The organism is Streptococcus australis (assembly GCF_003943615.1).
GTDB lineage: Bacteria > Bacillota > Bacilli > Lactobacillales > Streptococcaceae > Streptococcus > Streptococcus australis_C.
Genome location: NZ_RJPZ01000003.1, coordinates 15,037 through 27,137, shown reverse-complemented (window position 1 = coordinate 27,137; position 12,101 = coordinate 15,037). Strand labels below are relative to the sequence as shown.

Below are 12,101 nucleotides of genomic sequence, written 5' to 3'. Positions count from 1 at the left end.
GAGCACGGTATGGGATGGTGGCGTGAAACCATTGATATTGTAAAAGAAAATGACCCAGCAGCACGTACCTCGCTGGAAGTCCTCTTGACCTATCCTGGGGTTAAAGCGCTGGCTGCTCACCGTGTTTCTCACTTTTTGTGGAATCATGGCTTTAAGCTTCTAGCTCGGATGCACAGTCAGTTTTGGCGTTTTTGGACCCAGATTGAAATCCACCCAGGAGCGACCATTGCTTCGGGAGTTTTTATCGACCATGGAGCGGGCCTCGTTATCGGAGAAACAGCGATTGTTGAAAAAGGCGTCATGCTCTACCACGGGGTGACCCTTGGTGGAACTGGGAAAGATACTGGGAAACGCCATCCAACCGTTAAAGAAGGAGCATTGGTATCCGCCCATGCTCAGGTCATTGGACCTATTGAGATTGGAGCCAAGGCCAAGGTTGGAGCAGGTGCCGTCGTCGTTTCCGATGTGCCGAGTGATGTAACCGTTGTCGGAGTCCCTGCTAAAATTGTTCGTGTTCACGGCAAGAAGGATGAGCCAATCATTCACCAGGAAGAAGAGAAGCGTGAATACTACGTGAATAAGATGGAGCACGCCAAGGAGGCCAGTCATCGGTCTTCTAGCTTGTAAGGAAATAGCTACATGATTCAAGCAACCAATACATTGAATGACCACCAACTATTGGAAGTCAAGGCCCTGATTGCTACCTGTCAGAACTATGACGGAACTTTTCGTGATCCCTATCTCTCTAACATGCTTAATTTTGACACAAACATGCCCGCCTTTTTCCTTTATTATGAAAAAGGCGAACTTGTTGGCCTATTAACAGTCTATGCAGATGACCCAGATGTGGAATTGGCGATACTGGTCCACCCCAACCATCGTTGTCAATGCATTGCGCGTGCTTTATATAGAAGTTTTGAGAAAGAAACGGCCTCTTATCCAATTGAGTCTGTTACCTTTCAGACTGAGCGTATTTTTCTAGAGCGCCATCCTGATTTCGCCAGCAACTGGGGACTGGTTGAGGATGAAGAGACAGAAACTTGGTTAGGTAAGGATAGAAGACCTTATCCGTTAGCAAATGTTTCCAATCTGGAAGTTTTGTTAGCAGATCGTTCGTATCAGGATCAAATTAGTCAGTTAAAATTTCAGGCATTCTCAGAGGACCATGAATCTAGAGAAGTTGTGGATAGATATGTCGCTAAAGCTCTGAAGGATCCAGAAAGTCTCCTATATATTTTATTAAAAAACGGTCAGGTTATTGGAACTTGCACGGTTGATTTGTCGAGTAATACTAATTACCTCTTTGGCTTGGCAATAGCTGAACTTGAACGTGGAAAAGGCTATGGAACTTATCTAGCAAAATCCCTTATCAACCAACTGATTGAACAAAATGACAAGGCATTTCAGATTGCCGTGGAAGACAGCAACCTAGGTGCCAAGCGTTTGTATGAAAAGATCGGTTTTGTCAAACAGACCCAGGTGGTTTATCTGAAAGCAAAAGTGTAGAACTAGGAAGGAAACTACAAGAATGGCAGTATATTTTTACGGCTGTATCACCATGGATGGCTACTTGGCGGACAGCCAGTACAGGATAGACTGGCTGCATCAGCTTGGTTCTGTAGAGGATACAGGCTATGATTCCTTTTACAGGCAAATGGATATCACCATCATGGGCAAGCGGACCTTTGAGGAAATCCAAGATTTGCAAGATGTAGATAGTTTTTATCAAGCTACGGAAAACTATGTCTTTACGCATGATAGGCATCTGCCTGTCAGCAATTACCAGCCAGTAGCTGGGGATGTGGTGGACTTTGTTCACCAGATTGACAAAGGCAAAAATGTCTTTGTGATTGGTGGTAATTCCTTGGTAGGACCGCTCTTGGATGCGGATCTTTTCGACCACCTCATTATTCAGATAGCGCCCCTTATCCTAGGAAAGGGGGTTCCCCTCTTTACCCAAGAGGAAGGGCAGCGCTTTTACCAACTGGATAGCCTCAGACAATTTGGTCCTTTTGCAGAGCTGGTTTTCAGCCGAAAAAGTCAGAAATAGAGAAGGGAGTGGACCGCATGATTAAAATTTACGACACCATGACCCGCAGCTTGCGAGAATTTGTCCCCATCGAGGAAGGAAAGGTCCGCATGTATGTTTGTGGGCCAACGGTTTACAACTATATCCACGTGGGGAATGCCCGTTCAACGGTAGCCTTTGACACCATTCGTCGCTACTTTGAGTATCGTGGCTACGAAGTTACCTACATTTCCAACTTTACAGATGTGGATGATAAGATCATCAACCGTGCCAATGAAGAAGGCATTACGCCTCAGGAAGTGGCAGACAAGTACATAGCGGCTTTTCGTGAGGATGTGACGGCTCTGGGGGTCAAGCCTGCTACCCGTCACCCTCGTGTGGTTGAGTTTATGGATGATATTATTCGTTTTGTCACCGACTTGATCGAAAAAGGCTATGCCTACGAGAGTCAAGGGGATGTTTATTTCCGTGTGGAAAAATCCCACAACTACGCCAAATTGGCTAATAAAACTCTAGAAGACTTGGAGCTCGGTGCTTCAGGTCGGACAGACGAAGAGACGGCTCGCAAGGAAAATCCTGTCGACTTTGCCCTTTGGAAAGCTGCCAAGCCAGGTGAAGTTTCTTGGGAAAGCCCTTGGGGGCCTGGTCGTCCGGGATGGCACATCGAATGTTCGGTCATGTCAACGGGGATTTTAGGAGATACCATTGATATTCATGGGGGTGGAGCCGATCTCGAATTCCCGCACCATACCAATGAAATCGCTCAGTCAGAGGCTAAAACAGGCAAGACCTTTGCCAATTACTGGATGCACAATGGCTTTGTCAATATTGACAATGTCAAGATGTCCAAGTCCTTAGGCAACTTTATCACTGTGCATGATGCTCTCAAGACCATCGATGGCCAAGTGCTTCGTTTCTTCTTTGCGACCCAGCACTACCGCAAGCCCATCAACTTCACAGAAAAAGCTGTGCGCGATGCGGAAACCAACCTCAAGTATTTGAAAAATACCTACGAGCAACCTTTCACAGGAGAAGTGGATCCAGCAGACTTGCAAAGCTTTGTGGACAAGTTTGTAGCGGCTATGGATGAAGATATCAATGCGGCAAACGGAATCACCGTCGTCTTTGAATTGGCCAAATGGATCAACTCAGGACATTACAACCAAGATGTCAAGGAGGCCTTGGCAAAGATGTTAGAAGTCTTTGGAGTGGTCTTTGTCGAAGAAGTCTTGGATGCGGATATTGAAGCCTTGATCGCTGAACGCCAAGAAGCGCGGGCTAAGAAAGATTTTGCGCGAGCAGATGAAATTCGCGATGAATTGGCTGCGCAAGGGATCAAGCTTTTGGATACAAAAGAAGGTGTAAGGTGGACACGTGATTGATGTCAATCTGATTAATGGGATTGCCCTGGCCTTTGAAGGAGATGCGGTTTATTCCATGTATATCCGTAAGCATTTGATTCTGCAAGGGATGACCAAGCCTAATAAACTCCACCAGACTGCAACTAGGTATGTCTCTGCCAAGGCGCAAGCTAATCTGATTGCGACCATGCTTGAGGAAGATGTTTTGACAGAGAAAGAAGTTGAAATCTATAAGCGCGGTCGTAATACCAATAGCCACACCAAGGCCAAAAATGCTGACGTCGTGACCTATCGTATGTCGACAGGTTTTGAAGCGGTCATGGGTTACTTGCATTTGACAGACGAAATCAACCGCTTAGAGGAATTGGTGGCTTGGTGTATTCAAAAAGTGGAAGAAGGGACAAAGTAGTGAAAGATATCAGAGAGTGGTTCCCTCAGGCAGAGGTGACGGATCACCCCAATCCACCAGAGGGTTTTGTGGCCATTCCCCTACAGGCCCAGCAATGGTTGCAATTGAAGGAAGAAGAGCTAACCGAGAGAGAAAAACATTTGATTGCCTGGTTGGCTAGTGAGGAAGATCTTACTCCCAATCCTTGGTACCAATACCTGATTGATGGGAAAGGGGAAGCCCCTCAAGTCATCAAAAAGATGCAACTCGTCTATTGTCACCTCTCACATTCGACAGCGGAAGGTATTTCTTCCTGGCTAGAGATGATGCAGACGCTCTTGCCCAATTTTCGAGCAACCTTGCAACTGAGTGGACAAGATTATGTACTCATTCTGGATCAAGAGCAGTCGCTAACTGTGGCTGATATCTTAAAAGATACTGTCTCTGCCATGGAGTATGACTTTAATATTCGCTTATCCATTATGGTCGGGCAGGTATGGACAGAGTCAAAAGATGGAAAAGTGTCTTCTGTCATCCGAGCAGAATGGGCAGCCTTTAGAGCCTGGATCCGAGAAGGGCACCAAGGCGTCTACCGCTTTTCTCAACTCTACCTGTGGGGAATCGAGCAGGCAGATTTGGATCTCCATCCTATCAAAGAACGCTTGCATCAGTTGATCGGGAGTCAAGACCAGTTGCAGGATATCATTGTTGCACTGTGGGACAACGGGGCAGTTGTGACCAAGGCGGCTCAGCAACTCTATCTCCATCGGAATTCCCTTCAATACAAGATGGACAAATGGGAAGAGCTAACAGGTCTCCAACTGAAAAACCTGACAGATCTAGCTCTTTGTTACCATTTGGTTCTACAGGATGTGATGTAACGGAATAAATAGTGGGTTTTGTGCAACTTGCACAAAACTCTTTTTCTTTTTTGTGAGACTTGCCATAGCTTTGTAAAACGTTTTCATTTACAATAGAATTATAAAAATCAAAGGAGTACCATCATGGTAGAATTAAATCTCAAAAATATTTACAAAAAATATCCAAACAGCGAACACTATTCAGTTGAAGACTTCAACTTGGACATCAAAGACAAAGAGTTTATCGTTTTCGTAGGTCCTTCAGGATGTGGTAAATCAACAACTCTTCGTATGATCGCTGGTCTTGAAGACATCACAGAAGGTGAATGTTCGATCGATGGTACTGTTGTAAACAACGTGGCACCGAAAGACCGTGATATCGCCATGGTATTCCAAAACTACGCTCTTTACCCACACATGACTGTTTATGACAACATGGCCTTTGGTTTGAAATTGCGTAAATACAGCAAGGAAGATATCGACAAACGTGTACAAGAAGCAGCAGAAATCCTTGGCTTGAAAGAATTCTTGGATCGTAAACCAGCTGACCTTTCTGGTGGTCAACGTCAACGTGTGGCTATGGGTCGTGCCATTGTCCGTGATGCAAAAGTGTTCTTGATGGACGAACCTTTGTCAAACTTAGATGCCAAATTGCGTGTATCAATGCGTGCTGAAATCGCTAAAATCCACCGTCGTATCGGAGCTACAACTATCTACGTAACTCACGACCAAACAGAAGCGATGACATTGGCAGACCGTATCGTTATCATGTCAGCAACTAAGAACCCTGCTGGTACTGGTACAATTGGACGTGTTGAACAAATTGGTTCTCCGCAAGAAGTGTACAAAAACCCTGTGAACAAATTCGTAGCTGGATTTATCGGAAGCCCAGCGATGAACTTCATTAACGTGAAATTGGAAAATGGCTACATCGTTGCTAACGGTTTGAATTTGAAAGTTCCAGAAGGTGCTTTGAAAGTTCTTCGTGAAAAAGGCTATGAAGGCAAAGAATTGATCTTTGGTATCCGTCCAGAAGATGTGAATACAGAGGCTGCTTTCCTTGAAACATTCCCAGAATCAGTAGTAAAAGCAACCATCTCTGTATCTGAGTTGCTTGGTTCTGAATCTCACTTGTACTGCCAAGTTGGTGACAACGAATTCATCGCTAAAGTGGATGCGCGTGACTACCATGAAACAGGTGCAACTATCGAACTTGGATTTGACTTGAACAAAGCTCACTTCTTCGATAAAGAAACTGAAAAAACAGTATACTAAAATTTGAATAATATAGAGGCTGAGACGCATGTCTTGGCCTTCTATTTATTAAAGGAGACAAGAAATGGAAAAAGATTGGTGGAAGGGAAAAGTCGCTTACCAGATCTACCCGAAAAGCTTTAAGGACAGCAATGGCGATGGGATTGGGGACCTGAAAGGAATTACTCAAAAGCTAGATTATCTTGAAAAACTTGGAATCGATATTCTCTGGCTATCCCCTATTTACAAGAGTCCTTTTATTGATCAGGGCTATGATATTTCAGACTACTATGCCATTGATCCCCTCTTTGGGACTATGGAAGACATGGAAGAGTTGATTGCGGAAGGCAAGAAGCGTGGCATTTCCATTATTATGGACTTGGTGGTCAACCACTGCTCCAGCCATCACGAGTGGTTCCAAAAAGCTTTAGCGGATCCTGATGGCCCTTATGCGGATTACTTTTATTTTATCGAAAGTGACAAGGAACCCAACAACTGGGAAAGTTATTTTGGAGGCAGTGTCTGGGAACCGGTACCTGGCACTAACAAATACTATCTCCATTCTTTCCATAAGAATCAGCCAGACCTCAATTGGCAAAATCCTGTCCTGCGCGAAGAAATTTACACCATGATCAATTGGTGGTTGGACAAGGGGATTGCGGGTTTTCGGATCGATGCCATTATCAATATTAAAAAGGATTTGGAATGGCGTTCGCTTCCATCAGATCGTGCCAATGGCCTGGTCCCAGTGCCGGAATCATTGGTGAATGCCCAACCGATTGAACCCTTCTTGCAAGAGTTAAAGGAGCGAACCTTTGCTAAGTACAATGCCTTCACTGTAGGGGAAGTTTTCAATGAAACCGACGAAGAATTGCATTTCTTTATCGGAAAAGATGGTGTCTTTTCTTCGATTTTTGACTTCAAGCAAACCATGCTAGGTCAGGAAGGAAAGGGCTGGTTTGACCATACTCTTCCAACAGCAGATGAACTTAAGGAAAGTATTTTTCAAGCGCATGAGCGCGCGGATAGCATTGGGGTCCTCTCAACCATCATTGAAAATCATGATGAGCCTCGTGGTGTGTCCCACTATATCGCAGAAGGTCCTGTAAACGATACCAGTAAAAAAGCCCTAGGAACCATTCAAGTGTTGCGCAAGGGAATTCCTTTTATCTATCAAGGTCAAGAAATTGGGATGGAAAACCAAGTCTTTGAATCAGTGGAGGATTTTGATGATATCGCAACGATCAATGGCTACCATGTGGCTAAAGAAGCTGGTTTGAGCGAGGAAGAAGCCTTGGCAGCGATTGCCAACTACAGCCGAGACAATGCGCGGACGCCGATGCAGTGGACAGCAGAACCAGGTCTGGGCTTTAGCGATGGACCAGCTTGGTTGATCAGTCCCAAACCGGATTATTCCATCAATGTGGAAGACCAGGAAAAGGACCCAGACTCCATCTTGAATTATTATCGTCAGCTGACGGCCTTGTATCGCCATCCCCTCTATGGAAATACCATCCGGTTTGGAGATATGATCCCAGCTTATCGGGATCGTGAAAACATCATCGCCTTCGAACGTCGTGGGGACAAGCGTCTCTTAATTGTCAGCAATTTTCAAAATCGTCAAGCTAGCTTGGACTTGCCAGCTCCGATTGAAACTGTCATTTTAAATAATGTCACGGGACTATTCCAAGAAGGAGACCAAGTGTTAGAATTGGCCCCTTACCAAACCATCGTGTTGGAATTAGCAGAATAGAAAAGAACCTTCGCGTCTGCGAAGGTTCTTTTCATGTCGTCCAAGTCTAAACCTGGAACTTATTCAACTTCTTTCTTTTTCAAGAGGAGGAATCCACCGCTAACGGCTAGCAAGAAGCTTGAAAGGATAAAGTGTCCACTTGAGTGATCTCCAGTTTGTGGCAATTGTGCCTTGGCTGGATTTTCTTGGAAGCTTTGTCCAACCTGGTAGGTCAAGGCTTGCACGCTTTCTCCAGTTTCAGCTACAGTTTCTTTTTGTGGAAGGAGAACTGTAGGAGTGTCCTTCTTGGTCAAGATTGGCTGTTGAGTGGTTGTTTGGTTATGAATTGGAACCACCACTTGATCTGGGTCTTTGGCTGGAACGTAGTCTGTCAAGGTAGCCAACTTGCTGCCAAAGATCGCATTGGTTACCCAGCGGAAGAAGTGGACAGGGTGTTGGCGATTGGTTGGATTTCCAGCATAGACAAAGAGTGGTTGGCCGAGAAGTTCTCCAGAAATGGCCATGACCTTATTGGCTAGGACCTCATTTTTTGGCCACCAGCCCGCAATGTAGTAGTCGCTTGAAGCGATACTCATCAAGGTCTTGAAGTTGCTTGGAACTTTTTCAATCCAGTTTCCTGAGTTGGAGTAGAAGAGGGCGTTCTTCTTGTAACCACTGGTCAGTGGGTCTTGGTCATCAATGATGGCCTTCATCAAGCCTTCGTAGTCACTGCCACCTTTTAGTTTTTCAGCATCAAATCCTGAAAGAACTCCCAATTTTTCCAGTTTCTGCATGGCTTCCCCGCCGATGACGAGGGTTGGTTTCTTGCCGAAGATGGAGGCATCATAGCGATTGTTTTCAAGCACAATGACATCGGCCTCTTCAGGAGTATCGACGATTTGGAAACCTAATTTTTCAAGAACCAAACTAGTATGAGCAGGCGCATCTACTCCAGTCCAATTGTAGTGATAATTAGGTGAGTAGATTTTCAGTGGTTTTAAGGTTGGACCGTTTGGAACCTTGTAGAGGGCTTCCCCGTAAATAGCATAATTTGGAAGGAGCGATGCGAAGGTATCGCGGTCAACGATGTAACCATCATCTGTTAGGTAAACAGATTTGCCTTGGGAAATCGCTTTGTTTACCGCTTGAACAGCGCTAGCTGATGTATTGGCGATGACGTAGTAAGGCGCTTTTGGATCGATCTCAGAGGTTCTAGTCGCGCGAGTGGTTGTGACTTCTCCAAGTTTTCCAGCAAAGAGACCGTCCTTGAATACAGGTTCTGCCTTGAAGCCTTTCATATCAGGGAAGTTAACGAGAAGTTCTGCATACATGGCTGCCCAGGCGGATTCATTCGAACCTTTATAGAGGATATGGTTGGCGTAGCCCCGTTTGGCTTGGGCCATATCAATGACTAAGTCCCCTTTTTTGTAGCTGCCTGTATCTTCTTTGAGTTCTTTAACGAGGACACCGTTTCGTTTGAAGTAGTCGATCATATTGAAGGCTTCTTGGGCGTCATTGTCCTTGTCGAGGCTCATTGGGATGACATAGTAGTCTGGGAAGAATTTCGGACGACCATTTTTCACACGTCCAACGATTTCCCCATTTGGACCGACCAGTTCGTTTTCTGCTTTTGGATCTTCAATCTTGTTGAGACCACGTAAGTAGAAATTGAGACGCATCTCAAGGAGTTTGTCTGGATCTTGGTTGAGGAAGTCAATGCCTCCGAGGACAGCATTACGACCAGCATAATAAGATTCCTGGTTGGATTCTGGAATTTCAATCGTATGGCCTAAGATACCGTGATAGACAGCATAGACACCTGTATATCCAGAGAAGGAATCATCCCAGCCATCTCCCCAGTCTAGTTTTGGAATGATGTAGCTATCGTATTTGGAATTGGCAACTCCAGCCCGTCCCATATGACGGGCATTTTCCAACATGAGGTTGGACATGAGGTCGTATTCAAAGTTCGGATCATGTGGAGGTGTTGCAGGCTCGATCAAGAATTCTTTGACAAATCCATGGATATCATAGAGAGCGATTGGATTCCACTTGTTGATCATTTGGATGACGGTACGCACTTCTGGGTTGGTTTGGTAGCTAGCATCCCGGTTTGGATCCAGTCCATTGGCCAAAGCACGCAGGTTGAGAGCATCCCCATCTGGGTTTTCGGTAAAGTTAAACAAGAAGATAAATTTGTTTAAGAGAGTTGGGATATCCAGAGTTACATTCTTGACATTACCAGCTTCGTCTGTCGTTTTAAAAGTGACTTGATCTTCTGTGGCGAAGGTACGGAAGAGACCGGTGATGATATCAATACCAGGTTGTTCATCCGCATGCGTATTATGAACTAGGACAGGCAGTTTGTAATCCAAGGTCTTGTCCTTCAGAGCTGCCAGCATTTCACTTGGTTTGGTCAAAGCTTTTGGATTGGTAGATGAGAGGTAGTGGTCAATACTTGCTTGATCCTTACTCACAATTCCCATCTTCATGTCCCGGCCTTGGGCGCTCTTACCAAGAGTTTCGAGCTGAACCAGACGGTCTGTTTTGGCTTCTGCCTTTGTCTGTTCAATGGAAGCTAGCATTTCCTCGTGGGTATGGAAGTCTTTATATGGACGGAAGGTTAGATTCTTGCGAATAGTTAGTCCAAGATCTGCGCTGGTTCCAACCAAAGTGTGTTCACCGATATAGTTTCGATAGGTCCGACGGATATTATTGGGGCTCCGAAGACTTAAATCTTCACCAAAGAGTTCCTTGACAGTAAAGGTTAGATCCAAATCATTTCCGTTTTTGTTCTCTTCAACTGTGATGAAGGGATCTTTGGACAGAGTACCTGTCTCCATATCCCAAGTTTTCCATTCTTCTAGTGGTTTGTCGTCCAAGGTCCAGTTGATCTTTCCGGCAGCCTGAGCTTGATCCTTGACGGTATCCGTCAGCGTCCCTTTTTCAGACATGTAAATAGGGCTATCAGTAAGACTGATAGTAGGCTCTGCGTTTGCAGCCCGCTCTGTTACAGGGGCTTCTACTTTGGCTGTAGGACTCGCTGTGTCTGAAGCGGTAGGAGAGCTTTCTCCTGTCCCAGCTGGACTAGCAGTCGCTTCTGTTGCAGGGGCAGGATTTGTTGCCTCTGTGCTGCTTGCCGGACTAGTACTGGTTTCCTCTGGCTTGAGGACGTTTTCGACAGGTGTAGCAGGACTTGCTGGTTCAACAGTGTCCGCAGCAACTTGGCCTTGTGCGAGGAAGGCTAAGAGGACAGCGGTAGAGAGACTGAGTGCGTTTGTGTACAAACGCTTCTTATAAGAAGAATGCATAAAGAGACCTCCTTTGTTCTTTACATGTATGCACCCCTATCATAACACTTTATGACAGCGCTTTCAATATATATGGAGGTTTTTCTCTTAAAATTCGTTATAAATTGATGACAAAGAAAAAAGAGCTGGAAAAATCTTTCCAGTCTATTTTTTATAGATCTAAAGATAGAGCTAAGCTTGAAGTTCCTTCTGATAATTTTGATAAAATTCGACCTTGATGGAGATGAAGGTTTCAAGATCTCGCAGGAGTTGCAAAAGGGTCGCTCGGGTTTCAAATTCTTGACGAGATCGAGGAAGAGGTCGTTCACGAAAGACTGCTAGATAGCGATTGATTTCATCAAGAAGGAATTGAGCTGGATTTTCCTGACTGAGTTGGCTGGCTGTTTTAGCAAAGAGTTGAGCCAAAATAAGACTCTCGCTCGCTGCTAATTGGCAGTTGTTTACGTTGTTGGCCATGTCTCGCAGGATATTATTTTGGCGCTTGCGCATTTCAAAATAGTGGATATGGTAGTTGGTCTGATGGAAGAGGTGGTTGGAATGGTCTAGATATACCAAATCGAGAGCCTCTTTTAAGATAGAATCTAGCTCACGAATCAAGCTGGCATCGTTGCTTCCATCTCCTTTTCCTAAAAATTCTGCAAACCGATAGAGAATCTTCTTGAGTTGTTCCTCAACAATCTCGTGATAGCGATCAATTTCTTCTTGTCGAGAAGGCATATAGAGATTGGCAAGGAGAGCAAAGCTGGTTCCAATTAGGAAAATAGCCACTTCATTTCCTAATAGGGCTAGAGAAGTGGATTTTTCTAGCAGGAGATGGGTAACCAGGACAGAACTTGGTGTGATGCCAATTTCCCAGCCTTGTAGAAAAGTAAGTGGGACATAGGTAGCCAGATAAAAACCAAGAGCCCAGAGATTGTAGCCGAGAATCTGAAAGGCTAAGCTTCCAAGGAACAGGGCTAGAAGCATGGACATAAAGCGGTTGTAGGCCAATCTAGCTGTACTGCGACGGGTATCGGTAATGCTGAGGATGGCAATGATCCCCGCAGAGGTGGCGTAGGCCAGACCTAAAAACTCTGCAAGCAAGATGGCCAAACAGGTGGCGAGGACCATCTTGATGGTTCGGTGAATAAGTGGCATAATGCTGATTCTTTCCTTTTTCTAAACTA

At 45.1% G+C, this 12,101-nt stretch carries 10 protein-coding genes and 1 pseudogene; 8 read left to right on the top strand and 3 right to left on the bottom strand.

Annotated elements, in window-relative coordinates; all coding sequences use genetic code 11:
- Window positions 1-9: 9 nt before the first annotated feature.
- From cysE to D8785_RS03780, 8 genes are all read left to right on the top strand, one after another.
- Complete coding sequence (gene cysE, locus D8785_RS03815; protein WP_125374544.1) at window positions 10-627, top strand: serine O-acetyltransferase; 618 nt, start codon at window positions 10-12, stop codon at window positions 625-627.
- Between the two features lie 12 nt (window positions 628-639).
- Window positions 640-1,506 (top strand): GNAT family N-acetyltransferase, encoded by an 867-nt coding sequence (locus D8785_RS03810; RefSeq protein ID WP_125374543.1) that lies wholly within the window; start codon window positions 640-642, stop codon window positions 1,504-1,506.
- A gap of 22 nt (window positions 1,507-1,528) precedes the next feature.
- Window positions 1,529-2,050, top strand: coding sequence for a dihydrofolate reductase family protein (locus D8785_RS03805; RefSeq protein WP_117744705.1), 522 nt, complete (start codon window positions 1,529-1,531; stop codon window positions 2,048-2,050).
- Window positions 2,051-2,067: 17 nt separating this feature from the next.
- Window positions 2,068-3,411, top strand: coding sequence for a cysteine--tRNA ligase (gene cysS / locus D8785_RS03800; RefSeq protein WP_125374542.1), 1,344 nt, complete (start codon window positions 2,068-2,070; stop codon window positions 3,409-3,411).
- Entirely contained in the window at window positions 3,404-3,799 is a 396-nt protein-coding gene (locus D8785_RS03795; protein WP_023024384.1) for a Mini-ribonuclease 3, read from the top strand. The genes cysS and D8785_RS03795 overlap by 8 nt, the downstream gene beginning before the upstream one ends.
- The gene (locus tag D8785_RS03790) at window positions 3,799-4,659 is read left to right on the top strand and encodes a helix-turn-helix domain-containing protein (RefSeq protein WP_125374541.1); all 861 of its coding nucleotides are present in this window, start codon (window positions 3,799-3,801) and stop codon (window positions 4,657-4,659) included. Before D8785_RS03795 ends, D8785_RS03790 begins: the two co-directional genes overlap by 1 nt.
- A 123-nt stretch (window positions 4,660-4,782) precedes the next feature.
- Window positions 4,783-5,913, top strand: coding sequence for an ABC transporter ATP-binding protein (locus D8785_RS03785; protein WP_023024380.1), 1,131 nt, complete (start codon window positions 4,783-4,785; stop codon window positions 5,911-5,913).
- Window positions 5,914-5,977: 64 nt separating this feature from the next.
- Window positions 5,978-7,645 (top strand): glycoside hydrolase family 13 protein, encoded by a 1,668-nt coding sequence (locus D8785_RS03780; protein WP_125374540.1) that lies wholly within the window; start codon window positions 5,978-5,980, stop codon window positions 7,643-7,645.
- A gap of 59 nt (window positions 7,646-7,704) precedes the next feature.
- Here D8785_RS03780 and D8785_RS09930 read toward each other — a convergent pair whose 3' ends face one another.
- The 3 genes and pseudogenes from D8785_RS09930 to D8785_RS03770 form a co-directional block, all read right to left on the bottom strand.
- Window positions 7,705-7,869 (bottom strand): LPXTG cell wall anchor domain-containing protein, encoded by a 165-nt coding sequence (locus D8785_RS09930; protein WP_398575130.1) that lies wholly within the window; start codon window positions 7,867-7,869, stop codon window positions 7,705-7,707.
- A gap of 102 nt (window positions 7,870-7,971) precedes the next feature.
- Window positions 7,972-10,935: pseudogene (locus D8785_RS03775) on the bottom strand (M14 family metallopeptidase); the annotation flags it as partial.
- 171 nt (window positions 10,936-11,106) lie between these two features.
- A complete protein-coding gene (locus D8785_RS03770; protein ID WP_125374538.1) occupies window positions 11,107-12,072 on the bottom strand; it encodes an aromatic acid exporter family protein in 966 nt (321 codons plus the stop codon).
- Window positions 12,073-12,101: the final 29 nt, after the last annotated feature.